This is a genomic window from Sinomicrobium oceani, assembly GCF_900119185.1.
Classification (GTDB): Bacteria; Bacteroidota; Bacteroidia; order Flavobacteriales; family Flavobacteriaceae; genus Sinomicrobium; species Sinomicrobium oceani.
On the sequence record NZ_FPJE01000031.1, the window covers coordinates 16,062 to 38,458 of the forward strand.

General features: G+C 42.7%; 30 protein-coding genes. 7 read left to right on the forward strand and 23 right to left on the reverse strand.

Translation table 11 applies throughout. From position 1 onward, the window contains the following. Positions 1-569: 569 nt before the first annotated feature. Positions 570-1,268: a carboxypeptidase-like regulatory domain-containing protein gene (locus tag BT112_RS19145; protein ID WP_083564994.1), complete on the forward strand. Its 699-nt coding sequence runs from the start codon at positions 570-572 to the stop codon at positions 1,266-1,268. 288 nt (positions 1,269-1,556) lie between these two features. After that, complete coding sequence (locus tag BT112_RS19150) at positions 1,557-2,189, forward strand: nitroreductase family protein (protein ID WP_072319080.1); 633 nt, start codon at positions 1,557-1,559, stop codon at positions 2,187-2,189. Between the two features lie 164 nt (positions 2,190-2,353). On the opposite strand, the gene BT112_RS19155 is transcribed toward BT112_RS19150, so the two are convergent. The 5 genes from BT112_RS19155 to BT112_RS19175 form a co-directional block, all read right to left on the reverse strand. Beyond that, entirely contained in the window at positions 2,354-3,145 is a 792-nt protein-coding gene (locus BT112_RS19155; protein WP_072319109.1) for an SDR family NAD(P)-dependent oxidoreductase, read from the reverse strand. 74 nt (positions 3,146-3,219) lie between these two features. Further along, positions 3,220-3,801, reverse strand: coding sequence for a TetR/AcrR family transcriptional regulator (locus BT112_RS19160; protein WP_072319081.1), 582 nt, complete (start codon positions 3,799-3,801; stop codon positions 3,220-3,222). A 106-nt stretch (positions 3,802-3,907) separates the two neighbouring features. After that, positions 3,908-4,651, reverse strand: a complete 744-nt coding sequence (locus tag BT112_RS19165) for a sulfite exporter TauE/SafE family protein (RefSeq protein ID WP_072319082.1) — start codon at positions 4,649-4,651, stop codon at positions 3,908-3,910. 404 nt (positions 4,652-5,055) lie between these two features. After that, positions 5,056-5,625, reverse strand: coding sequence for an AAA family ATPase (locus tag BT112_RS19170; protein ID WP_245777072.1), 570 nt, complete (start codon positions 5,623-5,625; stop codon positions 5,056-5,058). A 361-nt stretch (positions 5,626-5,986) separates the two neighbouring features. Further along, positions 5,987-6,730, reverse strand: a complete 744-nt coding sequence (locus BT112_RS19175) for an SDR family NAD(P)-dependent oxidoreductase (RefSeq protein ID WP_072319110.1) — start codon at positions 6,728-6,730, stop codon at positions 5,987-5,989. A 107-nt stretch (positions 6,731-6,837) separates the two neighbouring features. On the opposite strand from BT112_RS19175, the gene BT112_RS19180 reads away from it, so the two are divergent. Continuing rightward, positions 6,838-7,194, forward strand: coding sequence for a winged helix-turn-helix transcriptional regulator (locus BT112_RS19180; RefSeq protein ID WP_072319084.1), 357 nt, complete (start codon positions 6,838-6,840; stop codon positions 7,192-7,194). A 259-nt stretch (positions 7,195-7,453) separates the two neighbouring features. Here the strand turns inward: BT112_RS19180 and BT112_RS19185 are convergent, their stop codons facing one another. From BT112_RS19185 to BT112_RS19200, 4 genes are all read right to left on the reverse strand, one after another. Then, positions 7,454-8,143, reverse strand: coding sequence for a formylglycine-generating enzyme family protein (locus BT112_RS19185; protein WP_072319085.1), 690 nt, complete (start codon positions 8,141-8,143; stop codon positions 7,454-7,456). A 279-nt stretch (positions 8,144-8,422) separates the two neighbouring features. After that, positions 8,423-8,743 carry a cbb3-type cytochrome c oxidase subunit I gene (locus BT112_RS19190; protein ID WP_072319086.1) on the reverse strand — a complete coding sequence of 107 codons (321 nt, stop codon included), beginning with the start codon at positions 8,741-8,743 and terminating at the stop codon, positions 8,423-8,425. Between the two features lie 182 nt (positions 8,744-8,925). Then, positions 8,926-9,378 (reverse strand): VOC family protein, encoded by a 453-nt coding sequence (locus BT112_RS19195; protein ID WP_072319087.1) that lies wholly within the window; start codon positions 9,376-9,378, stop codon positions 8,926-8,928. 640 nt (positions 9,379-10,018) lie between these two features. Further along, entirely contained in the window at positions 10,019-10,486 is a 468-nt protein-coding gene (locus BT112_RS19200; protein ID WP_072319111.1) for a PMP-22/EMP/MP20 family protein, read from the reverse strand. Positions 10,487-10,707: 221 nt separating this feature from the next. On the opposite strand from BT112_RS19200, the gene BT112_RS19205 reads away from it, so the two are divergent. The 3 genes from BT112_RS19205 (at position 10,708) to BT112_RS19215 (ending at position 12,358) form a co-directional block, all read left to right on the forward strand. Continuing rightward, positions 10,708-11,202 carry an RNA polymerase sigma factor gene (locus BT112_RS19205; protein WP_139276311.1) on the forward strand — a complete coding sequence of 165 codons (495 nt, stop codon included), beginning with the start codon at positions 10,708-10,710 and terminating at the stop codon, positions 11,200-11,202. Further along, entirely contained in the window at positions 11,183-11,458 is a 276-nt protein-coding gene (locus BT112_RS19210) for a hypothetical protein (protein WP_072319089.1), read from the forward strand. The genes BT112_RS19205 and BT112_RS19210 overlap by 20 nt, the downstream gene beginning before the upstream one ends. Positions 11,459-11,692: 234 nt before the next feature. Further along, positions 11,693-12,358 (forward strand): ClpP family protease, encoded by a 666-nt coding sequence (locus BT112_RS19215; protein WP_072319090.1) that lies wholly within the window; start codon positions 11,693-11,695, stop codon positions 12,356-12,358. A gap of 361 nt (positions 12,359-12,719) precedes the next feature. On the opposite strand, the gene BT112_RS19220 is transcribed toward BT112_RS19215, so the two are convergent. The 7 genes from BT112_RS19220 to BT112_RS19250 form a co-directional block, all read right to left on the reverse strand. Further along, a complete protein-coding gene (locus tag BT112_RS19220) occupies positions 12,720-13,340 on the reverse strand; it encodes a dihydrofolate reductase family protein (RefSeq protein ID WP_072319091.1) in 621 nt (206 codons plus the stop codon). Between the two features lie 119 nt (positions 13,341-13,459). Further along, positions 13,460-13,672 carry a DUF4287 domain-containing protein gene (locus BT112_RS19225; RefSeq protein WP_072319092.1) on the reverse strand — a complete coding sequence of 71 codons (213 nt, stop codon included), beginning with the start codon at positions 13,670-13,672 and terminating at the stop codon, positions 13,460-13,462. Between the two features lie 16 nt (positions 13,673-13,688). After that, positions 13,689-14,318 carry a DUF998 domain-containing protein gene (locus BT112_RS19230; protein ID WP_175545826.1) on the reverse strand — a complete coding sequence of 210 codons (630 nt, stop codon included), beginning with the start codon at positions 14,316-14,318 and terminating at the stop codon, positions 13,689-13,691. Positions 14,319-14,335: 17 nt separating this feature from the next. Further along, positions 14,336-15,298 (reverse strand): SRPBCC domain-containing protein, encoded by a 963-nt coding sequence (locus BT112_RS19235; RefSeq protein WP_072319094.1) that lies wholly within the window; start codon positions 15,296-15,298, stop codon positions 14,336-14,338. Then, entirely contained in the window at positions 15,295-15,621 is a 327-nt protein-coding gene (locus BT112_RS19240) for an ArsR/SmtB family transcription factor (protein WP_072319095.1), read from the reverse strand. The genes BT112_RS19235 and BT112_RS19240 overlap by 4 nt, the downstream gene beginning before the upstream one ends. Before the next feature lie 136 nt (positions 15,622-15,757). Beyond that, positions 15,758-16,012, reverse strand: coding sequence for a DUF4180 domain-containing protein (locus BT112_RS19245; protein ID WP_083564996.1), 255 nt, complete (start codon positions 16,010-16,012; stop codon positions 15,758-15,760). A gap of 105 nt (positions 16,013-16,117) precedes the next feature. Beyond that, complete coding sequence (locus tag BT112_RS19250) at positions 16,118-16,615, reverse strand: GNAT family N-acetyltransferase (RefSeq protein WP_072319096.1); 498 nt, start codon at positions 16,613-16,615, stop codon at positions 16,118-16,120. A 441-nt stretch (positions 16,616-17,056) separates the two neighbouring features. Here BT112_RS19250 and BT112_RS19260 point away from each other — a divergent pair, with 441 nt between their 5' ends. Continuing rightward, positions 17,057-17,929: an HD domain-containing protein gene (locus BT112_RS19260; RefSeq protein ID WP_072319098.1), complete on the forward strand. Its 873-nt coding sequence runs from the start codon at positions 17,057-17,059 to the stop codon at positions 17,927-17,929. A gap of 37 nt (positions 17,930-17,966) precedes the next feature. On the opposite strand, the gene BT112_RS21690 is transcribed toward BT112_RS19260, so the two are convergent. The 7 genes from BT112_RS21690 to BT112_RS19290 form a co-directional block, all read right to left on the reverse strand. Then, on the reverse strand, positions 17,967-18,104 hold the full coding sequence (locus BT112_RS21690; RefSeq protein ID WP_317039617.1) for a hypothetical protein: 138 nt from the start codon (positions 18,102-18,104) through the stop codon (positions 17,967-17,969). A gap of 50 nt (positions 18,105-18,154) precedes the next feature. After that, complete coding sequence (locus tag BT112_RS19265; RefSeq protein ID WP_072319099.1) at positions 18,155-18,652, reverse strand: hypothetical protein; 498 nt, start codon at positions 18,650-18,652, stop codon at positions 18,155-18,157. 6 nt (positions 18,653-18,658) lie between these two features. Beyond that, positions 18,659-19,462 (reverse strand): helix-turn-helix domain-containing protein, encoded by an 804-nt coding sequence (locus BT112_RS19270; RefSeq protein WP_072319100.1) that lies wholly within the window; start codon positions 19,460-19,462, stop codon positions 18,659-18,661. 19 nt (positions 19,463-19,481) lie between these two features. Continuing rightward, positions 19,482-19,883, reverse strand: a complete 402-nt coding sequence (locus tag BT112_RS19275; protein WP_072319112.1) for a GlcG/HbpS family heme-binding protein — start codon at positions 19,881-19,883, stop codon at positions 19,482-19,484. A 66-nt stretch (positions 19,884-19,949) separates the two neighbouring features. Next, entirely contained in the window at positions 19,950-20,741 is a 792-nt protein-coding gene (locus BT112_RS19280; RefSeq protein WP_072319101.1) for an SDR family oxidoreductase, read from the reverse strand. A 214-nt stretch (positions 20,742-20,955) separates the two neighbouring features. After that, entirely contained in the window at positions 20,956-21,390 is a 435-nt protein-coding gene (locus BT112_RS19285; protein WP_072319102.1) for a DoxX family protein, read from the reverse strand. A 152-nt stretch (positions 21,391-21,542) separates the two neighbouring features. After that, positions 21,543-22,148: a hypothetical protein gene (locus tag BT112_RS19290; RefSeq protein ID WP_072319103.1), complete on the reverse strand. Its 606-nt coding sequence runs from the start codon at positions 22,146-22,148 to the stop codon at positions 21,543-21,545. Positions 22,149-22,397 lie beyond the last annotated feature (249 nt).

Sequence of the window (22,397 nt, forward strand, 5' to 3'; positions counted from 1 at the left end):
ATTACAAAGACAGTATTATCGCTTATTGGTATATTCCTCATATCCGGATTGCAGGAAATACCATACTTGTCATATAACCAGAATGATCCGGGGCTTGCAGGTCATATATGTTATCATTCCGGTACATTCCCGGAATTTCCATTCATCCGTATATTCTTCGGAGAAGCGACAGCTGTATAGCAAAGACTGAAATATGCCGTAGTAGCCGGCATCAGAAAAGGCATTGGCAGGAGCCGGAAATCCATTTGACTGTAAAGGTACAACTATTTCTGTTCATAGCCATGGGAAGATGGAGGGAGTTGACACGATCAGATTCAGGAGGTTGGATTTACGGCTTAGACTATAGGATTATTGACAAAATATTGTAATTCGAAATTTGGATTTAGCGCTATAGTTTATAAAATATCTTGTAAAATCACAGCCGCTACCACCACCGCTAAGTTTCCATTGTCTTAACACAAGTTTAGATTTTCATGAAAAATATTATCCAAAAGCAATGCCCGCTTTGTATATTTATTATAATTTGAAGAGGTAAAAACCTTATTAACGACCAATAACCAATCGGGACCATGAAATATAAGATAAAAATACCAACCCCCTGCTATGAGAAGTGGGATAACATGTCGCCTACAGAGAAAGGCAGGTTTTGTTCGAATTGTCATAAAGAGGTATTGGACTACACCCGAGTATCCAATAACCAACTGGCCGGACTCTTAAATGGTAATCAAAAAATATGTGGTAAATTCAGACCGGAACAACTCAACACGGATATTTCCATTTCCAAAAAGAAAAGACATTGGAATATAAGTATGCTTTTGGGTTTATCAGCTTTCTTATTTGTCTCCAGACCTGTATATGGACAAGATAAACCTAAAGAAGAGATCACAAAAATAAACCCACTATATCATCCTCAAGAAAAAGATTTTATACCTACTAATAATGAAGAGATATTAATTACAGGACAGGTATATGACGAAAACGGAGGTATTCCGGATGTACATGTTGCGTTAAAAGATCACTCATACGGTACTAAAACCAATATGGACGGAATATTTGCAATACATATTAAAAAAGAAATATGGTCTCAAGAACCAACTCTTGTATTTTCTGCTCTCGGATATGAAAAGCAAGAGGTTAAACTCAATGAAAAATCAGATTTTATAAAAATCGAACTGGTAGAAGATACTGCTCTTATGGGTGAAGTTATTATTATAAGAAAACAGAATATTTTCGAAAAAATAGGGCGCTTATTCAGAAAGAAGCAATAAAGATTCTTAACTCGGAAGATCTCATCTATACACCTGTATTCCTGGCTATTGCCACCTATTGGTTTCGGTTATCTGCTGAACTTATAATACATGAACTTAGCATCGGACTATCATGTTGCCGGTAATCGCTCTATCCTGCTTCCCCCCTGCCCTTACCCGCCCGGATCATAGCGGTGTATCTACCGGGTACTAACCTTGGGGTTACCATTATTTTACACGGCAAAACCTGTCTATACTAAACTTAACTCCTACATTTGTGTACGTAACTCTTTAAAACCATATTGTATAATGAGCCTTATAGATGACCTGCAATGGCGATATGCCACAAAAAAAATGAACGGGGAAACCATATCCCGCGAAAAACTGGATTATATTCTCGAAGCGGCACGCCTTGCTCCTTCTTCTTCGGGGATTCAACCCTACCGGATTTTTGTAATCGCTAACCGGGAACTTCTGGAGAAAATAAAACCTGTGGCCATGAATCAAAGCCAGATCACCGATTGTTCACATCTACTGGTTTTTGCGGCATGGGACGGGTACAGTCTGGAGCGTATTACCGAAGTATTCAATTACACCCTGGAACAGCGTGGCCTGCCCCAGGATACCATGGACGATTATAAAAACAATCTCTGGAGCCTCTACGAACCTCTCGGAAAGGAGTGGCACGCACAGCATGCTGCCAAACAGAGCTATATTGCCCTGGGGATGGCCCTTGCTGCGGCCGCAGAACAAAAGGTAGATGCTACTCCTATGGAAGGCTTTGATAACCAGGCCATGGACAAAGTCCTTGAACTGGAAAAATATAACCTGAAGAGTACGGCCATTATGGCCGTGGGCTACCGGGACGCCGAAAATGACTGGCTGGCACCTATGAAAAAGGTCAGGACCCCGAAAGAGGATTTTATTGTAGAAATAGCATAAGGCAATTCCGGGGCTTCGGTACATTCCGGCATAGCCGGAACACGCAGCCGCCTCTGTTCCGTCATTTAGCGAGGGCTGAGTGCCGCAACGCAGTGACCGGTGTATCGAAGCCCGGGATATTTTTACGCCGATCCTAACGACAGGAAGTGGCAGCGCATATATGGCTATACTATCCTTAATACTCCGGAATCCACCCTTAACGATGCTCCGTTAGTGGCTACAGATAACGGGCTGGCAAGATATGTTACCAGGTTCGCTATCTCTTCCGGAGCTATAAAGCGCTGCAGCAGTATCTCCGGACTGGACTGTTGCAGTACTGCTGTTTTCATCTCCCCGACATTCATTTGCTGCATGGCTGCTATCTGTTCGATTACCGTCGCTACGCCGTCGGAATACGCAGGTCCGCCCAATACCGTATTTACCGTAACCTCCGTTGCTTTGGTTAGTTTGGAGAGTCCGTTTGCCACAGCTGCCATGGCCGATTTTGTCATTCCGTAATGTATCATGTTTCCCGGAACGTTAACGCCCGATTCGCTGCTTATCCCTATAATCCGCCCCCACTTTTTATTCAACATTCCCGGTAACAGCTTCCTGGACAACCGGATACTGCTCATGACATTAACTTCAAAATACCTATACCAGTCTTCGTCCGTAACCGCTTCGAAATCCCTGACCTCAAAGATCCCGACATTGTTTACCAGAATATCCACTTCCTGCACCTGTGCCAGTAGATATTCTACATCTTCCTTTTTCGAAAAATCGGCAGCTATTGCCGCAATACTTCCTTCTGGAAATTCTTCCTGTAGTTTTTCTTTTACCTGTTGTGTTTTTTCTGCATACCGACCGTTAATGATCACCGTAACGCCTTCCCGTAACAATTGCTTCGCTACGGCTAATCCTATGCCTTGTGTTGAACCACTTATAAAAGCCCTTTTTCCTTTGAGTTGTAAATCCATTGTTTTTTCATATTTGTAATGATTATTCCAAAAATAGGCACACTTCTCCCCGGCTTGTACAGCCGACAAAAAAATCAATCGATCATTTGGAGTTGAAGTGCTATTTGTTGTTTAAGGATGTCCCTATCGGGATATATTCTTCGCAGTGAATTTATGCCGCACCAGAACGTTATCAGGTATTTGCCCAGTACATCGGCAGGCTGCCGGGATTTTATGGTGCCTTTCTTTTGCGCATCGCGAATAATAGTCGTGTAAAGGGCCTCCGTATCCTGTAACAGCTGCATGGCCTCGGCTTCCAGTTCGCGGTCTACGAATGTCATTTCCACGACAGTATTGGCCACGATACATCCCCGCAAATGCGCCTCCGTATCGGCATCGGCAATACCGAGAAAAAAGGCTTTGAGCAATGCCACAGGGTTATCACTATTCTCCACATCGCGTTCAAAGGCGTGAAGTGCTTCCCTTCGCTCTTGTAAAGACCTTCGAAACAATTCTTTCTTCCCGCCCTTAAAGGTATTATACAAGCTTCCCGCGCCTGCGCCTGTTGCTTTACTCAGATCCGAAAGCGAAGTAGCGCTATAGCCCCTTTCCCAAAACAATTGCTGGGCTTTGTGTACCAGTTCTTCATCCCGGTGAATGTTGGGTCTTCCTTTCATTTAGTATTGTAATGATTACTACAAAAGTAATAAAACTTTCCAGACCACAAAGGTCCGCAAGGTCTGTATCAGGATACTATCCTGTAATTCCACATGGCTATAAAAGCTAAGAGGTCTGCCACAAAGACTGTAGCAGCAGCAGCATTCCCACACCAATGAGGCCTATATACACATATTTCAGGAAAGTACCGTCTTTGAGTTTATGGTTAAAGTACCTGCCCAGCAGAATAGCCGGGATGATCACCGGAATAGCTATTAAAAAATAGGTGGTTACCGTAGTACTCCACAGCCCTTTATACCAGTATCCCATCATTCCCAAAAAACTGGCGGGTAAAAAGTAGGCTTGCAGCGTAGCCCGGAAATGCTTTGCCGTCCAATGGCGCATATTGCCATAAACAACAAGCGGCGGGCCATTGACACCGTAGGCTCCACCGAATACCCCGGACAGAAAACCACAGACGAACAACCATAATTTATGGTCTGTATGTAACCGAAAACTGTTTTTGGCAGACAGCGCGTACAGGGCGTATAAAATGATAAGTAGGCCGAGTCCGCACTTTATAAGATTTTCGTCACCATAAAGAAGTATGACGATACCGGGCGGAATTCCCAGTGCAGCAAAAATAAGCAGCCATTTTGCACTATGAAAATGTATCTGTTTCCGATCTTGCACTACCACAAAAGCAGCAATGAGAATGGATATTAATACAGAAAGCGGAACTGCAATCTCTATAGGAATCAGAAGAATAAGCAACGGAACGGCGATTAAAGACTCTCCGAAACCAAAAGTAGAACGCACCAGTGTTGCTATAAAGATAATTGTTAAAATATAAAATGTCGTTACATCCATATACCCTGAAAATGCGATTTCCCCGTTTTTCTTACTTCACCCGTCAATGTTACATGTTTACATAGCCTGCATCCCATAACACCTTATTTGAAACTATATAACAAACATTTCCCTCCTTTCTCTACCTTTTACAAAAATAACAGAGTTCGAACGAAAGCAAAAGTATACTCCCCCATTAATTATACCTTATCACGATTTCGTTTTCCGTTTCCTGTTGGCTCTATATTTACCTATTGTATATTGCAGGGGCTTCGGTACATTCCGGCCGGGGCCGGAACACGCAGCCGCCTCTGTTCCGCCGTTGGTATTTAGACTGGGAAATATGGTGACAGGGGCACCACAAAGCGGGCTGAGTGCCGTAACGTAGTGAAGGGTGTACGAAGCCCGGTAATGCGTAAGCTCAACTAAAGATTTCTTTTCCTGTAGCTTGTTATTTCGGTCAGCACTTTTTCTACGTTGTCATTCAGATCGGTCTTTCCGTTTAATATCAGTATGTTACAATGCAGTATGGTCATCCAGGCCTGATGTAGTTTTAAGGACCTTCCTTCGAAATCGGGATTTTCATATTGAGCGGCCCATTCCAGAAATGCTACGGAGTTCTGCCTGGTTTTTTCATCCGTCAGAAGTTTTTCTCCATAACGTTGTGCCTCACGTTTTTTCAGCCGTCGCATTCTCTCGTTATTTTCCAACCGGATAAAAACAGCCAAATCAAAAACGGTTTCCCATTCTTTTCCCCAACTTACCATAGAACCACTCAGCACTACGTTAGCCGATGCATTAAAATCTGCTTTCAGGTTTTCATTACGTTCGGCCAGGGGTATTTTTTCCCGGTAAGGCGGTGTTGTTCTTTTCCAATAATAATCGTCAACATCCAGGTGTCTGAAGTCCGTCCTTTTCTCTATTTCTTTTCCCAATGTGGTGGTTCCCGAGCCGGAGGCTCCAAACAGAAGAATTTTCATTTTACTTATTGGCACCGCCAAAGGGTTTAATACCCCGGGGCTTGCCTGAAAATTAAAGTTCAGTTTCGTATGAATGCCTCGTGTGCTTGCACCGAGGTCGTTTACTTACAATCATCAGCACCCAAATATACATAATAATTCCATTGGCTTCCATGAGGCAGATCCATACGACCACTAATAGTCTGCATCACAAAAGCAGATGGTCCTGCTCAGGCAACGTAAAACACAGCTATTTCTGCTTTCCTTTTGCCCCTGCGTCGTATTATAGGGGCTTTTTTCGTTCGTGTTGCTTATCCGGGTGCTACCCCAAAAAGCAAACACCACAAACGGTCAGACCATTTGTGGTGTTTGCCCTGATCAGCTACAGGTTACCCCATTATTTTAGCATATAGTTTATAGCGCCACCGTCTACCAATAATTCTGCCCCTGTGATAAAACTGGCATGGTCCGAAGCCAAAAACAAAACGGTATTTGCTATTTCATCGGCACGGCCTAACCTTTGCAAAGCGGTACTGGCAGCCAGATAGTCTTTGGCCTCGGCAGATACTACCCCGTCAAGCCCCTCGGTTTGCGTAGGTCCGGGACTCACCATGTTTACCCTTATTTTTCTTTCGGCCAATTCGTTGGCCGCCACCTGCGCAATTTTATTTACAGCGCCCTTGGTTGCCGAATATACACTGGAATTCAGCGTAGCAGCAGTGGCTACCGTAGATGACGTAAGCACTACCGAAGCTCCGTCTGCCAGATGCGGCATTAATTGCTGCAATGTAAAAAACAACCCCTTTACGTTGGTGTTGAATTGGGCGTCAAAGTCCGCTTCGGTCATCTGCGCAATCGGTTTGAACGTAGCTATCCCCGCATTCAGGAAAAGAACATCCACCTTATTTCCGCTTTCGGCTACGGCTTTTTCTAACACAGCTATTCCGCTGAGGGCGGAAGTGTCGGACACTACCGTTTTTAATTTCGGGCTATCGATCCGTGCCGATGCTTTTTCCAGGTTACCGGCGCTTCGGCTCGTTATCCATACGTTTGCCCCTGCCCGGACAAATGCTTTTGCGGTAGCAAAACCAATTCCTGTACTCCCGCCTGTAATCACTACATTCTTATCTGTAAAATCCATTTTTATAAAATTTATTGTTTGTATATGACAAAGGTAGATAAGCATTGTTATTTTTAGTAACTTTGTGTCTATAAATAACAGTAACACCCGTGTAACAAAGTAACATTATGGAGTGCCAAACAAAAGATTTTCAACAGGAACACAAGAAAGAAATGAGGGCCGTACAGGACGCTATGGACGTACTGAGCGGAAAATGGAAAATACCTATTATATCCTCATTGTGTTATTACAACCAAAGGCGTTTTTCGGATATTTTAAATGATATCGACGGGATATCCAACAGGATGTTGAGCAAGGAATTAAAGGAACTGGAAATCAATCTATTGGTTAAGCGAACCGTGTTAGACACCCAGCCTGTAAGTGTACACTATCAGCTTACCGACCACGGCCTTACCTTAAGGACCATCATCGACAATCTCACCGCATGGGGTGTTACACACCGCAGAAAGATTGTGGGGAAATAAGCTATGGTCCGTACGTTGGTATAGTGGTTTTTTGCGTACTTTATTAAGGGTATGACAGGGCGTGTGTATTACCTTGCAGGTAACCGTACAATTCCTTCTTTCTACGCATAAGACAATACCATTCCGGCACCTGCCATATCAACATTGATATGGTAGTGTATTTTTATTGGCACCGCCAAAGGGTTTAATACCCCGGGGCTTGCCCGGAAATTAAAATTCAGTTTCGTACGAATGCCTCGTGTGCTCGCACCGAGGTCGTTTACTTTTCCGGGTTAATGGCTATTCTAAACCCCAGATCATCTATTTTGAATGAGAGCGGATGGCTTCTTCGCCGGGTTGTAGCCATAACGCTTCTTTCCTGATCGCACCAGCCGCCGCCACGAAAAACGCGATATGTTCCGTAGACGGACTTGTCATAAATATCCGAACACCATTCCCAAACGTTCCCCAGCATATCATAAAGCCCCCATTCATTGGGTTCTTTTTGTCCGACTTCCCGAGTGCTATGGGCCGAGTTTTCCTTATACCATGCAATTTCACTCAGTACTCCGTACCTTATTTCCTTTGTTCCTGCCTGGCATGCATATTGCCATTCCGCTTCTGTAGGCAACCGAAATCCGTTTGCTGTGGAATTAAATGTGACATTTTCAGTCTCAAGGTTAATCGTATAACATTTATCTTTTCCTAAAGATTCCGACAGTGCATTACAAAAATTTGCCGCGTCAATCCAGGAAACTGTTTCTACAGGTAATTGACGCCCGGCAAATGCCGAAGGATTTTCTCCGGTTACCGCCTGGTAAATATCTTGTGTTACAGGATATTTACCGAGTTTAAAGGCGTCTATAGCAACCGACCAGGTTTCTTTGGTCCGGTCATCTCTCATACATGCCATTCCTGGCGGGATTGTTACAAACCACGCCTCAATGACCTTTTTATCGATGTTTTGCATAATAGTTTCAGGTTGTTTTCTAATACCGGTTTATGCTCTTTTAGCCGTACCTAAGTTTCCAAGAAGCCTTATCTTTAGACCGCCACTAATGAAACCGCTTAAAGCGGTTTAGCCAGGTCGTAATTTTTTAAAATTACCGGCTTGTGCAACGGTTAGCATTGTCAGCCACCGGTTGTATTTTTCTTCTTTATCAGTCCGTAAATAATATTGATCGGAAAAATGAGCTGTCCCACAATCATTAACACAACAATAAGAGTAATCATTAAAGTCAGCTTATTATTAAATGAACTCCATGAGTTCTGTCCGATAAAATTTAGTCAAAATCCACACCATTAGAGTTCCGCCAAAAGTCAGTCCAACGTGAATCCAATTCAGCCACTTTGATAATTTTCTGTCCGTTTTATGCATAAACCAATATCCAATTCCGATTATTCCAAAAAGTATTGAAATCAGTATTGCCAAATGTAAATAAGCCATTACATAATACGTGTCGTGAACATTCATGTCCAATACGGTATCTTCACTCAAAATTCCAATCAGCATTATTATCGGAATCGCAAGTAAGAAAATCAGATGTGGTTTTTCCATTAATTTGTTCATTCTACTTATGGTTAACAATCTCGGCTATACTTTAAAGGCGGGAGTTCCCGAATTGGCATGAACGCAAACCAAAGCTACGCTGTGTGTTGTAACGTATTTCCCACAAAACCTCAAAGCGTAGCTTTGGCAAAGTACCTGCCTGGCAGGTTACTTATAGGCATTGCCGGCGGTTTGTTGCTTTTTTATTTTTCATTGAGCTGTTGTGCAAGCCCTACCAAAATCCCCTCTGTTCCACGGATGTAACAAAGTCGATACACATCTTCATACTGCACTATTTCTCCAACAAGTTCCGCACCTTGTCTGATAAGTCTTGAGACCAACTCGTCAATATGGTCAACCCGGAACATCACGCGTAGATAACCAAGTGAATTAACAGGTGCTGTTCTGTGGTCTGAAACGGTTTCGGGTGTTAGAAATTTTGAGATTTCAAGTCGGCTATGTCCGTCAGGGGTAACCATCATCGCCACTTCTACAGATTGATTTTCCAGGCCTGTTACTTGTCCTGCCCATTCACCTTCAACCATTCCCCGTCCTTCCAGTGTCAGCCCGACTTCTGTGAAAAAAGAAATGGCATTGTCGAGGTTTTCTACCACGATACCCACGTTATTCATTTCGAGTAACTTACTTTTTTCCATATTTCAATGTAGTCGTTTAGTGCATTTATACCTGGTTCCTTAGGTTTTCCAATGCCATTAATTTTCATGCGAATAAAATCAAAATTAAACATTTGTTTTTTTAGGCAATTACGCAATCACAAAAGGGATCACCATTCCGTTTACTTTATTCATCTCCCTTTGTGTAGGCATTTACCTTGGCCATATCAAGCCCCTCTATGCCGGTTTCATCTTGTTGATTTTCCTTGTTCCCGGTTCAATGATCGCCAACACTCAAATGTATTAAACTTGTTCTAAGCCATAGATTTTCAACCATAAGAGACATAAAAACAATGATTAATAGTTTTTCTATAAAAGCATGTAGTATTTGGTGAATATCCCGGAACAACTCCGAAATACCCAGCACCACGTATCTTATATCCTTCTGGTATGACTTTGTTTGTTTTAGATAAAAGAAAGTAAAAAAAACAGATAAGTGACCATAAACTAAGTTTAAGCTCCCTCTCAGAAAAAGGATCCGAATGTTCGTATATCTTCTATACTATTATAGCAGACTTCGAAATCAAAGACATTCACAACCCTCGTGTTTGGCAGTATATGAAACATAGCGAAAAGCAGAGAATTATGTAACCGTTAATATGGGCTCTGAATCCCTTCCCTTTTAAACCTCCAACACCCTGGAAATAAAAGCCTTGTATTCCAGAATTTTATGATTGAACTCCTTCTCTACGTGAAGTACTATTAAAACTCCTATTGCTAACAATAACCCTCCAAAAACAAATATATACACATTACTGCTTGACTTGAGGATCAGTGCAGCTAAAAAACCTAATATCAGTATGATATTAAAAAAAACTATTAATTTTAACCTAAGATGCTTAGAAAACGATATTTCAACATTTGACCCATTTTCAGCATTTCCTGTTTGAAAAATTTTACCATTAAGAATAACCTTATTGTCCACATCAAGGCCATCCAACCCTACCAATAGTCGTTTACGAATTTTAAATTGTATGGAATCTTCATTATTTTTATTACGCGCAAATAGGTGAGCTCCCCCAAGAGAAGATTCCAGTTTTTCCGAAATCTCTTCAGGATTATTTTTCAATGTAAAACTCCATTTTTTCATCATATCCGTTTTAATGGTTGGCAACAGTATCAAATATAAGCATTTCTCTTCATAATACACATCAATCTCACAAAACACCCGTATTTCCCCGGGTTGGAGATATATAAATCCATGCACTTTTTAAGTTTTAAGCCCCCACTACATTTGTTTTTTAAAAAAATTTCATCCAACGAGGTGATTTTATGCCTACTTTCCGTACATATAAGAAAACGGACCTTACAATGGAAAGAAAGGAACTCATCAAACAATGGTATATCTCATATTTTCCAAAGGTGGCCTCCTTTATCGCCAAGCGGGGAGGCACTTTGGACGATGCCAGGGATATTTTTCAGGAAGGCCTTATCGTGTTGTACGAAAAAAGGAACACCGCATTCCATACCAACGAAGAGGCTTATCTGTTCGGGGTATGTAAAAACCTCTGGTTCAAACATTCCACCGACCAAGCCAGGTTCCAGAATGCCACTATAGATCCCGGGGAAGAACCGGAACCCACAGTGGCTGAAAACCGGTTGTTGCAGTTGTTAGACTCCGCAGGGAAAAAATGTATGCAATTGCTTCAGCGTTTTTATTACGACAATGAAAAAACCGAAACCATAAGAGAAGAATTTGGCTTTTCCACCAACCATTCCACAGCGGTACAGAAATACAAATGCCTGGAAAAAGTCCGTGAAACCGTTAAACAAAATTCGCTGAGCTATGAGAGTTTCTTTGAATAAAATAGCACTTATCGAAAAACTTATTTTCCATGCCAATGCATTAAGTCCGGAAGAAAAAGCGCTGTTTGAGACCTACAGCATTTTAGACCCCGATTTCGAACAGGAAATAGCGCAGCAAAAAATAACCATGGACTGCATACAACGATCAGGCAGAAAAGCATTGCAGCGGGAAATTAGAGATGTGTATAACGAATTGTTTCACCCCCATGCCAAAAACACCCTGAAAAGCAAGATATCAAGCCTGTTCCGTAACTAATTCACCCAAAACATACTACATATATACATTTCTTTTCAGGTAAAAGAAACAGCACCTCTTTTGACTCATTTTAAAATCCAATACCATGAAACCCTCATAGAGGGATTTAATATGGCCAAGGTAAATGCCTACACAAAAGGAGATGAATAAAGGAAACGTATTTTAAGGAATGGAAATTCCTTTCATGGTTGGGTAATTACCTAAAAAACAAATGTTTAATTTAATTATATTCGTATGAAAAATATAGATCGGGAATTCGCAAAATACGCAAGGTCAGAACACGGGATAAGTTCAACCCGCACAGAAAAATACATCACCCGGTCCCTCACGCCCTATATTGTGGAAGAAAGGTCGTTGAACGTTGCTCAAATGGATGTTTTCTCCCGTTTAATGATGGACAGGATCATTTTTCTGGGCCAGGCCGTAGACGACCAAACGGCAAACATCATACAAGCCCAATTGCTCTTCCTGCAATCTCTCGACACCAAAAAAGACATTTCGCTTTACATCAACTCCCCGGGAGGTTCGGTCTATGCCGGTTTCGGCATTTACGACACCATGCAGTACATAAGCCCCGACGTGGCCACCATTTGTACCGGGATGGCGGCATCCATGGCCGCAGTACTGTTGTGTGCAGGCGCCCGGGGCAAACGCTGTGTACTGAAACATTCGAGAGTGATGATCCACCAGACCTCCAGCGGAACCCAGGGTACTGCCCGGGATATGGAAATCAGCGTACAACAGGTCTTAAAAATTCAAAACGAACTATTCCAGATCATAGCCGACCATTCGGGTAATGACATAGAAAAGATCAGGGAACTCTCGGACCGGGATTACTGGATGACCGCCCGGGAGGCCAAAACACTCGGACTGGTCGATGAAGTCTTACTGAAAAACTAAAGCTTTATGCCCCTGGGGTTTATGGGTGCTGACCCGTACCGGGATTGCGGTATTGGTTGTCGGGGTATCGGGTTGTTGTCTGAATACCTTAAGGTGAATGCGGTGTAAGCGGTGTATTCATCATCTCATTTTACTGCTGATGCATTGAAATTTCAGTCATTGATATGATTCTCATTTTCGACAAATTATCAAAGCATCCCTCTTCATCCCGATGGTCCCGATGGTCCCGATGGTCCCGATAGTCCCGATGTGTATCGGGATCGGGATCGGGATCGGGAGACGCTTTTCCGGTATGGTTTTGGGAGAACTATCCAAATCGATATGCACTACAGCAGCTTTACGCCTTCCCGGCCGTGACTTTTTATTTCCTTATCAGTTTATATTTCAAATGCGTCGTTAACTCCGATGGAATTACTTCCATGATTTTAAGGTGGTACTTGTCTTTGTCGATGCCGTCAAACAACCGGATCCCACTCCCCAGGAAGACAGGTGCGATATGGATAAAAAATTCATCAACAAGCCCGGCATTGAGAAATTGTTGTATGGTATTGGCCCCGCCCTGTATTCTCACATCCTTTCCTTTGGCAGACCGGCGGGCTTTCTCAAGGGCACTTGCGATACCGTCATTAACAAAATAAAAAGTCGTCGAGCCTTCCTGCACCCAAGGCTCCCGCTTTTCATGCGTCAGCACATACACATCCGCTTTATAGAGATCATTGGGCCAGCTTACCTCGCCTTCCTCAAACATGCGCTTTCCCATAATAAATGCCCCTGTTCTCGCTATAGTCTCCCTGATATATTTCCCGTCCTTTCCATCTTCCTTCCCTCCTTCCATACCCAGATAGTCCCAGAAAGCTTTCTGGTGAAACATCCAGGAATGAAGTTGCCCGGAAACACCACCCATAGGGTTTTGAGGGCTTCTATGGTCTCCTGCAAAAAAACCGTCAAGAGCTATGGCGCTGTCAAAAATTACTTTACTCATCTTACTGTTATAGCTGTTGTTTTAAGTTACCCCCGGCGTCCCGCCCATGTGTCGGTGGCACATGCCGGGGCCCGTTCTTTGTCATAGTCTATATACCGTGCCGGCGGTTTGCCGTGCTTTTACTCCGTTTTTCCTTTCAGCGAAGCATAAACCGCCATGGCATGCCCGTGTCCCAACTCAAATTCTTCCTTTAACCAGTCCGTAACCTGAGTTGCCTTTACGGTCAATGCCCCGTTTTGCAGAAAGCCTTTTTCTTCGGCCAGTTTTTTAAAGTCATCGGGGGATTTCCCTGTTTTCTTTTGAATGTTGTCGATATATGCCTGAAATGACATGTTTTATGAGATTAAATTAGTTGAAATTCGTACGAAGTCGTGCTTTTTCCAAAGCGGCTACGGTGACCAATACCCAGACCAGGCAAGCCAAAATCACTACCCGCCCTATACCGCCAACAGGGGTTTCGGGGGTTAAAATGCCGTCGGTTCCGGAAAGGTATATACCCATGATAACCATCATGATTATTTCGGCAATCAGGACCACTGCTGTGGTTATCACCACCCCCATCTTAAACGGTCGCAGGTGTTGTTGCTTTAAAAACTGAACACAAATAAAAAGGGTAGCGAGTATAAAAAACCCTAACAATCCTGCCGCCCCTGCATGTATGCTTCCGCTCCCGGTCATTTGTTCCGGTAAGGTATCCATGGGGTCTGCATTGAATATTCCTGCAAGAAAATTACCAATGGCGGCAATCCCCATAAATATTCTCCCTATTCTACCGCCCGGAGTTTTGATATGCCGGTAGACAAATACGCCGAGAGCGGAGAATGACACCCCGCACAGGATAAAGCCCATATTCATTAACCAGCCCAGTTTCCCGAGGGCATACATGCTTATGGGTTGCCAACCGGGGTTAATGTCCGGATTGATAAAGTGGTGCAGGACCAAAATACCCATAAAACCGATAGCTGCGGTCTTTGCCACCTGAAGTGTGTTTACCCTCATTTCTTCTGAAAGTGAATCATCCAGTTAACACCATATTTGTCCTGAAAACTCCCGAAATAAGCCCCCCAGAACATATCCCGGATCGGCATTTCCACTACGCCATCTTCCGATAGTTCGTCAAACAGCCGTTTTGCTTCTGCTCTCGATTCGGGTTCCAGATTAATGTGCATGTTGTTCCCCGCATTCACCGTCATCCCAAACTCTTTGGGGGCATCGGTCCCCATTAAGATATGGCCCCCGAGAATGGGCAATTCTACGTGCAGGACCATCTTTTTCACCGATTCGGCCATAGGCGGGTGATTGTGGTCGGCAGGTACATCTTCAAACCGTTGTAAGCCGTTGATAAACTCCGACCTGAAAACCTTTTTATAAAAGTTGAATGCCTCTTCCGTGTTACCGGGAAAGTTAAGGTAGCTCGACACCCGAGCCGTGTGATCTGTTTTATTTTGCTGGCGCAACCGGAACTGTGCCGCTATGTACTGATCGAGATTTTCAAGACCTGCCGTAAACCCTTCCTTAAAGCCCATTTCGATGATCGTTTCAAGATCTTCCAGGGTATCGAAGCTCAGCAGGATATTAACGACGGTCTCCCCGCCCTGCCCTGCAAAACTGTTTTCCCATTTATTTCGCGGAAGCGACGTATTCAGGTTACCGTTTTCATCGCAAAAGCCGTCAAATGACGAAAAGTATTCGTGCGGAATAACCCTGATGTAATCTACTTTGCACCAATGTTTTTCTCCTTCCGGGCTCACCATGGCATACAGCCAGTGCCCCCCTGCCTTAAAATCCATGGATTTGGTCTGTGCCATCCACGGTTTGGGTGCCCACCACTGGTCGATGATCTCCGCTTCTGTCCACGCCGGCCACACCAGGTCGATCGGGGCGTTAAACGAACGCTCTACTTTGATTTGATGGTTTGCCTTATCGACCTCAAAATTAAATAAAATTGCCTTGTTCATTTTCTTTTTGATTTTAGTTGTTCCAATACACGATCCAATTGGTCAAAGCGTTTAGCCAGCAGTTGTTTAAACTGTTCCAACCATTTTTCTATCTCCTGCATTTTATCCGCATTTAAATGGTAGTGAATCTCCCTGCCCTGCTGTTCCTGTCGTACTATTTCACATTCAGAGAGCACCTGCAGGTGTTTCGACACCGCCTGTCTGCTCGAATTAAAATGCGCCGCAATGGCATTAGGCGTCAGCGCTCCCACTGCCAACAGCATGATGATACCCCGTCTTGTGGGGTCGGCTATGGCCTGAAACACATCTCTTCTTGTTTTCATGGTTTAAAAATATGCTACTAAGTAGTTGCAAATATATACGCAATTAATCAGTTGCGCAATTTTATTTTCATTTTTTTTACGCTATACCACGGCAAACGTGTACGCTACGGCCAAGGCCCTGGCCAGGGTAAGTTGCTCATTGTCTGAGGGCTTCTGCTATCGAGGTCCGAAAATTGATGTGCCTGCCCTTGTTGCTTTCCAGGATAAAAGCTTCCAGGCTCCCGCTTTTATATTTCGAAAAATCGCCGATGACGACCAGGGGCAACCGGTATTGTGCAAACTTTTGGAGGATCTCTCCTGCGATTCCCGTTTTCAGGTCAAAAAAGTGCGGGATTATATTTTTTTCGTGTATCACAACGCTGTCGAAGTCCTGATTATACAAATCCCCCAATTCGCCGGGTTTTTTTACCGCTTTTTACCCCCCCCTGTTATATGTAGTCCTCACATAAGATCCCGGTTTGTCCCCTACCCTCCATCTGTATACCTTCTATACCCGCTAACGGTCTCCGTCCTGCGCAGTACAGGACGCCTCGCCGGGAGCAGGCTTTATTTCCATTTCCATGATGGGCAAAAACCGGTTTTTTATCGAACTTTTTAGTTGACCAACTACCTTAAATCCAACTTTTTCATAAAACATTTCAGCATTCGGGTCGACATCCACGGTTATTTTTTCGCCATCCGTCTCTTTCACCCGTTGCAAAAGGTCGGCCATTAAGACCTTGCCATATCCCCTTCCGATATACTCAGGTTCGACAAACAGGAAATCCAGTTTTACCATTTTCCCGTTTCCGGATCGGAATGCGTAGAACCCGACCATGTGGTCATCCACCATTAACTTAAACACCTGGTTATCGTCTATATATCCTGCCGTAACCGTCAGTTCCTCTTTCCATGCCGCAATTTGTTCAGCCCCGTAGTTCCAATAGTTTTTTGATCGGATGGCTACATCCGTTATTTTCCGGGCATCTGTTCTACAGGCTTTTTCGATGTTCATGGTCTGGCTTATTCCCCACGCAAAGTATATACCTTTAGCGCTTCGTTCTTGTACCCAAGATACACAAAAACAGGAAAACAAAAGCGTATTCCCTATGGCCCTGCACGACAACCTTCGCAACTTTGCAGCACCTAATCCCCCAATACAAAGTAACCCTCCGAAAACACCTCCCCGGGGCCTCCACCTGTATCTACGGGCATCCTGTGACCGCACATCGCATCCCCACTTTAAACAGCTTCTCACATTTTTGGGCCTGCATGCCGCGAGCAGGCGGGCAGTTTGTATATTTACAGGCCGGAAAATAAAAAACAGCCCGCCGGACCGGGGTGTACATCCCAAAGCACATAAACAACCCCTCACCTGCGGATGCACACCGGGTACCGATCAGAACTTTTCATACCAAAGCGAAGCTGTTCTGGTAACACACCACATATAAAACCGATGAGATACACGGATAACATATATGGCGAATTTGAATTACCAGGAGTCATTGAGGACCTCATAAAGACCCAAGTTTTTCAGCGATTAAAGAAAATTCACCAGGGAGGTGCCGTGTTTTTAGCCGACCCCGGGATAAACCATACACGATTTGAGCATGCTATCGGTGTTATGCTCCTCATCCGGAAACTCGGAGGACGTATCGAAGAGCAGATCGCGGGGTTACTTCACGATATTTCGCATACGGCATTTTCGCATCTCATCGATTATGTGCTGGACATCGAAGGAGAAGACTATCATGAAAAAAGATATGCCGAGGTGCTTAAAGATGCCGAATTAAACGCCGTATTGCACCATTACCAAATGGACAGCGCGACGTTTACCGATGTAGAAAAGTTTAAGCTGCTGGAATATCCGCTACCCTCCTTATCTGCAGACCGGATAGACTACACCCTCAGGGATATGTTTCAGATCGGCAAAATCTCCCTCGACGAGATTTCCTGGTTTATACGGGGCCTGGACACCGTGGATAACCGCATTGTCCTGAAGTCCGAGACCTATGCCAGATGGTTTCAGGCCCAATACAACGATCTGACCACCGGGTATTTCGAAAGCAGGCAAAACATAACCATACATATCATCATGAAGGAGATCGTCAAAGACTGCCTGGAAAAAGGCATTATCGAAGAAAAGGACTTCTTCGGGGACGATTTTTACCTGATAGACAAGATCAACAGGCAATTCGATCTTAAGCAGCGCATTGCAGCAATGAGCGCCCGGGGACAACAACACAAACAACTGCATACCAAAAAACGTATGGTAGACCCCGAGATCCTGGTCCGGGGCAGCATCCTAAAACTATCGGAAGTGCATTAAAGTCCGCCCTAAACCCGGGTAGTGTTGCTTCCTGTTCTTATTCCGTTTCCGGTGCGCGGACAAGGCTGTCCAGTTCCCCATATTTCTCCTTCATCAGGCTCAAGGCAAAGGCCCCGGCAGATGCACTGAAAACCGAATAGTCTAACGCCCCTTTTATTCCGGTAGACAAGGTCATCGACAAGGCAAAGACAAGCAGTAATATTCCGCTTTCCAGCTATAGCTATTTTAAATCGTCAATTTATTCAGTTCTTCCATGTATAAGTTCAACCGTCGATTAAAAAACAAATCGATAACTAAGAAACCTAAAAACAGTACAGCAAAACCAAGTGATAATCCTTTGTAAAAGTCCTTCACAACCACTAAATACAGTACGATAAAAACAATCGCACACCCTCCCCAAACGTATTTCAGGGTGGTATAACTTTGATCATCTGCTTTTGCTTTTTGCAATTCAGCATCTAATGTTTGCTGAGGATGAGAACGAAATTCTATTTCCGTTTGCGTGAGGTATTTTGTCCTGGAATATAAGATATATCCGCCATAAATGATGTTAATTGCTATTAATAAACAAACGGGAATTGCCATTCCTTTTTGGAAAGACACATTACCTTGAAAAAGGGAAAAAGCTATCGGAAACAGAATGATAACAGCTATTCCAATCATCCATTTTCCTTGTAGAATTTCGCCTTGTGTAAAATGATGTAGTTGTTGCAATACGTCCATCGATTATTAAATTTCAGTGGTCGTTATTCCGAATTTTTGTTTGAATGCGTAATAAAAATGCGAAAGGTTTTCAAAGCCCAAATCCAAATAAAAATCTGCCGGTTTTTCCTTTTTTTGTTTGATAAGATACATAGCTTCGTCCAAACGTCTTTCTTTCAACCACTTTTTTGGAGTGGTGTGAAATACTTTTGCAAAATCCCGTTTAAATCCGGAAACGCTTCTTCCTGTGAGCCTTGCGAATGCTTCCACCGAAACGTTGAACATATAATTTTGGTTCATAAATTCTTCCAGATCTATTTTGTAAGGCTCGGCAAAATCGAATAAAATGTTCTTTAAACCAGGGTTGCTCTGAAGTATGAGTTCAAGCGCTTCCCTGATTTTTAAGTTTGCCAATTTGGGTGTTGTTTCTTTGGTTTTGTTAATGTAGGGGCTGAGTGAAAGAAAATAAGCGTAAAGAAAATCATCCGTTTCAAAAAATAACTTATGCTTCGATTCGGTTTTATTTTCCAATACAATCCTGTTTTCCATTGCATATTGACGAAGTGTCTCATTGTCCAACGTAATGGATAGAAACTGATATTTTCCATCTTTATTGGGATATTTTATGGTGCGAATCAATTGATTTCTTTTGACCAATACAATTGAATTTTCTTTAATTACCGTATTCCCACCTGCAGAGAATGCGTGGGTTTCTCCGGATAATTGAAAACCCAGAAAATGCTCAGGAATAAATTCTTCGTATCCTCTGTATTTTTCAAATGCACAGGAATACACCAACTTGTCGAATATAATTTCAGTGGTCCCTTTCATCTTACAAAGGTCTTAAAAATTACACTAACGCGGTTGCCCCGGCAGCAGCAATTTCCTGGTCTTGTTCGGGTGTTCCTCCCGAAGAGCCGATGGCCCCAATGATGTTTTCTTCTTTATTTTTAATTAAAACACCTCCGCCAACAGTAAAAAGTCCGTCGTTCGAATTGATCATTCCATAACCATGTACACCTGCACCTTCAACAATCTTTCCCATACTATCGTTGTCCACACCGAACATTATGGCTGTTTTTGCCTTTTTTATGGCAAAATCTATCACTCCGTACACACTGTCCAAGCGTGCCAATGCCATTAAATGTCCTCCCGTATCCACAACGGCAATGGTTACAGGAATGTTCAGTTCGTTTGCTTTTTCTATGGAAGCATTCAATGCTTTTGATGCTTCATTATAATGGATGTTCATATTTTTTTGTTTCATGTTAAAAAAGGAAAGCACAGCATTGCCATCTGTGCTTTAGTAATGCTATGTTTAGCTTTTGGCTGTCCAGGCATCAGCTTGTATTTGTTTTACGAAATCTTCTGTTTCTTTAGGATGCACATTTCTGAAATTAGAATTATCATCTAAAGCGACATCGACAATCGTATCTGCCATAGATTGAGGATCTAACTGATTTTTCAACGATTCTCCAACGCCATCAAAAACCGATGGTGGTGTAAAGTTTTTTTCCGGGTTGTACCAACGGAAAATTGAATCCACCCCACGATCGTTGAAACCAGTTCCAAAAACACCCGGATTACAAGTGGCAATTTTAATATTAAATGGTGCCAATTCTGTTTTCAACCCTTCTGCAATGGCTTCCATAGCGTGTTTGGATGAACAATAAGCCGCAACATACGGCACCGTCCAAAGCCCTCCCATGGAAGTAGTAAAGACAATTTTTGCCGCTTTTTTCTGTTTCACCCATTTTTTTATAAATCCTTGCGAAAGTTGTAAACCTCCAAAAACATTCACGTCAAACATATACCGGATTAAATCCAACGGTTGTTCTGCGATAGGCCCACCTTCCATAATTCCCGCATTGCTAATCAGAATGTCGATGTCGTATTTATTCACGATGTAATCGATGTCACGTGTATCAGTTACGTCCAATTTATCCGCAATCAATTCGATTCCAGATTCTTCTGCTTCGCGAATCAAATCGCTCATTTGCGGGTAAACTTCTGCGGTTGCTATTACCTTGTGTCCTTTATTTGCAAAATCAAATGCCGCGATTTTTCCAAAACCGCTTGCCGCTCCTGTAATTAAAATTGTTTTGCTCATTTTAAAAGTATTTGAATTTTTAACAAAACAAAGTTGAGCCAATTACAATTATTATTTATTGGTCAGAAGTTCAAATTTTTATTGGCAGGAAGTTCAGAAACCGTCTGAAATTTGTTTTTGGAATATTTTATAGTGTATTCCTACCGGCAGGTTTTTGCCAGACGGGATATTTGGCGGCACATAGTCATCGCTACGTGGGTGTAATCTCCTGTTGTTATTCCGTTTTCGGTGCGCGGACAAGGCTGTCCAGTTCCCCATATTTCTCCTTCATCAGGCTCAAGGCAAAGGCCCCGGCAGATGCACTGAAAACCGAATAGTCGAACGCCCCTTTTATTCCGGTAGACAAGGTCATCGACAAGGCAAAGACAAGCAGTAATATTCCGCTTAGCCTGGCAAAGAGTTCGGTCTTAAACCCAAGGATAAGGCATACGGCAAAAACAATCTCTGCCCCGGTGGTTATCCCCCCTATGGCCGGGATCATCGATTCCGGAAACCAGGGGTTTAGTACCGCGGTATATTGCAAAAAGCTGTCCCAGCTTCCCCAAACGGAGATTTCCTTGCCCCACCACCCGAAGCGGTCTGCCACTGCCGACAGAAACCCGAAGGATATGGCCAGCCGCAAAAAGAGTTTAATCAGTTTTGTGTCCATTATGTCGTGCGTTTTGGGGTTTGTTTTTTTTAATGTACCATAAAGGTAGTCATCCAGCTCGTTTTTAACGATATCAGCTCTAAAAATAATAGCTGCTTAAGGCAGCTATTTGAAGTATTTTTTAAAGTCGAAGAGGTGCACACCCTCTAAGTTCATGATCTCTCTAATATTTCCATAGTGCTTCTTGACTTTAATTTTTTAACCAGAGTGTATATAATGACGGATAGAATTATTACATATCCAATACAATTTTTTACAACTCCTAAGTTAGCTAACAAAAGAATAATTGCAGAAAGACTACGGCCACTGCCTATAATTTCGTATTCAATTCCATTTTCAATTTGAATAGCCAGGTAAAGAGACCATAAAAAAATCCCCGTTATAAAAAGGATTGCAAAGAATTGTGATTTTCCATAATTGAACACGCTCGGCAGTTTAAAGATGTAATTAAAATTCGGTAAATCGGATTTCAAAAATTCAAAAATCTCTTGTTTTACATTCTTATCCTTTACAATTAGTTCTTCCTCCGAATCGTTGCCGAAAAAAATTTTTATTTCATTCTTTTCACTTTGATTTTCAATTCGTTTTATATACGAATAAGGTATGCTAAACAAACTTTTTAAAAACGTTAAGTCAGAAGATTGGAAATCTAATTGGTTGGAATCTTCCTGTTTGGGATTTCCTTTATAAATGGTCTTATCTTTTATGTAAATCAGTTTATTAGATTTAGAATCACTAATCTTCCAAAATTTTTGCATTTCTCTTTTCAGGTATTAAGGGTAATGCCCAAATATACTAAAGTTATCCCGCTTAAAGGCCACCTTTGTTAGGCGCTACCTTTTTATATATTTATTCGGAGAGCTACTAACATCGGTAGGTAGTAATTGGCGAGGTTCGGATAGCGAAAGGTTAATTCACTGTCCAGGTTTTGGGGGGAATTATAATTAATAGTTTATACATAGAGATTTCGGAATACTATGGAAAAGCGGAAAATTTATTTCAGGAAT

What these genes read in the sequence shown, in the direction of transcription:
- BT112_RS19145 (WP_083564994.1), top strand. Translation starts at nt 570, where the DNA reads ATGAAATATAAGATAAAAATACCAACCCCCTGCTATGAGAAGTGGGAT.
- BT112_RS19150 (WP_072319080.1), top strand. Translation starts at nt 1,557, where the DNA reads ATGAGCCTTATAGATGACCTGCAATGGCGATATGCCACAAAAAAAATG.
- BT112_RS19155 (WP_072319109.1), bottom strand. Translation starts at nt 3,145, where the DNA reads ATGGATTTACAACTCAAAGGAAAAAGGGCTTTTATAAGTGGTTCAACA.
- BT112_RS19160 (WP_072319081.1), bottom strand. Translation starts at nt 3,801, where the DNA reads ATGAAAGGAAGACCCAACATTCACCGGGATGAAGAACTGGTACACAAA.
- BT112_RS19165 (WP_072319082.1), bottom strand. Translation starts at nt 4,651, where the DNA reads ATGGATGTAACGACATTTTATATTTTAACAATTATCTTTATAGCAACA.
- BT112_RS19175 (WP_072319110.1), bottom strand. Translation starts at nt 6,730, where the DNA reads ATGGATTTTACAGATAAGAATGTAGTGATTACAGGCGGGAGTACAGGA.
- BT112_RS19180 (WP_072319084.1), top strand. Translation starts at nt 6,838, where the DNA reads ATGGAGTGCCAAACAAAAGATTTTCAACAGGAACACAAGAAAGAAATG.
- BT112_RS19185 (WP_072319085.1), bottom strand. Translation starts at nt 8,143, where the DNA reads ATGCAAAACATCGATAAAAAGGTCATTGAGGCGTGGTTTGTAACAATC.
- BT112_RS19190 (WP_072319086.1), bottom strand. Translation starts at nt 8,743, where the DNA reads ATGAACAAATTAATGGAAAAACCACATCTGATTTTCTTACTTGCGATT.
- BT112_RS19195 (WP_072319087.1), bottom strand. Translation starts at nt 9,378, where the DNA reads ATGGAAAAAAGTAAGTTACTCGAAATGAATAACGTGGGTATCGTGGTA.
- BT112_RS19200 (WP_072319111.1), bottom strand. Translation starts at nt 10,486, where the DNA reads ATGAAAAAATGGAGTTTTACATTGAAAAATAATCCTGAAGAGATTTCG.
- BT112_RS19205 (WP_139276311.1), top strand. Translation starts at nt 10,708, where the DNA reads ATGGAAAGAAAGGAACTCATCAAACAATGGTATATCTCATATTTTCCA.
- BT112_RS19210 (WP_072319089.1), top strand. Translation starts at nt 11,183, where the DNA reads ATGAGAGTTTCTTTGAATAAAATAGCACTTATCGAAAAACTTATTTTC.
- BT112_RS19215 (WP_072319090.1), top strand. Translation starts at nt 11,693, where the DNA reads ATGAAAAATATAGATCGGGAATTCGCAAAATACGCAAGGTCAGAACAC.
- BT112_RS19220 (WP_072319091.1), bottom strand. Translation starts at nt 13,340, where the DNA reads ATGAGTAAAGTAATTTTTGACAGCGCCATAGCTCTTGACGGTTTTTTT.
- BT112_RS19225 (WP_072319092.1), bottom strand. Translation starts at nt 13,672, where the DNA reads ATGTCATTTCAGGCATATATCGACAACATTCAAAAGAAAACAGGGAAA.
- BT112_RS19235 (WP_072319094.1), bottom strand. Translation starts at nt 15,298, where the DNA reads ATGAACAAGGCAATTTTATTTAATTTTGAGGTCGATAAGGCAAACCAT.
- BT112_RS19240 (WP_072319095.1), bottom strand. Translation starts at nt 15,621, where the DNA reads ATGAAAACAAGAAGAGATGTGTTTCAGGCCATAGCCGACCCCACAAGA.
- BT112_RS19250 (WP_072319096.1), bottom strand. Translation starts at nt 16,615, where the DNA reads ATGAACATCGAAAAAGCCTGTAGAACAGATGCCCGGAAAATAACGGAT.
- BT112_RS19260 (WP_072319098.1), top strand. Translation starts at nt 17,057, where the DNA reads ATGAGATACACGGATAACATATATGGCGAATTTGAATTACCAGGAGTC.
- BT112_RS21690 (WP_317039617.1), bottom strand. Translation starts at nt 18,104, where the DNA reads ATGACCTTGTCTACCGGAATAAAAGGGGCGTTAGACTATTCGGTTTTC.
- BT112_RS19265 (WP_072319099.1), bottom strand. Translation starts at nt 18,652, where the DNA reads ATGGACGTATTGCAACAACTACATCATTTTACACAAGGCGAAATTCTA.
- BT112_RS19270 (WP_072319100.1), bottom strand. Translation starts at nt 19,462, where the DNA reads ATGAAAGGGACCACTGAAATTATATTCGACAAGTTGGTGTATTCCTGT.
- BT112_RS19275 (WP_072319112.1), bottom strand. Translation starts at nt 19,883, where the DNA reads ATGAACATCCATTATAATGAAGCATCAAAAGCATTGAATGCTTCCATA.
- BT112_RS19280 (WP_072319101.1), bottom strand. Translation starts at nt 20,741, where the DNA reads ATGAGCAAAACAATTTTAATTACAGGAGCGGCAAGCGGTTTTGGAAAA.
- BT112_RS19285 (WP_072319102.1), bottom strand. Translation starts at nt 21,390, where the DNA reads ATGGACACAAAACTGATTAAACTCTTTTTGCGGCTGGCCATATCCTTC.
- BT112_RS19290 (WP_072319103.1), bottom strand. Translation starts at nt 22,148, where the DNA reads ATGCAAAAATTTTGGAAGATTAGTGATTCTAAATCTAATAAACTGATT.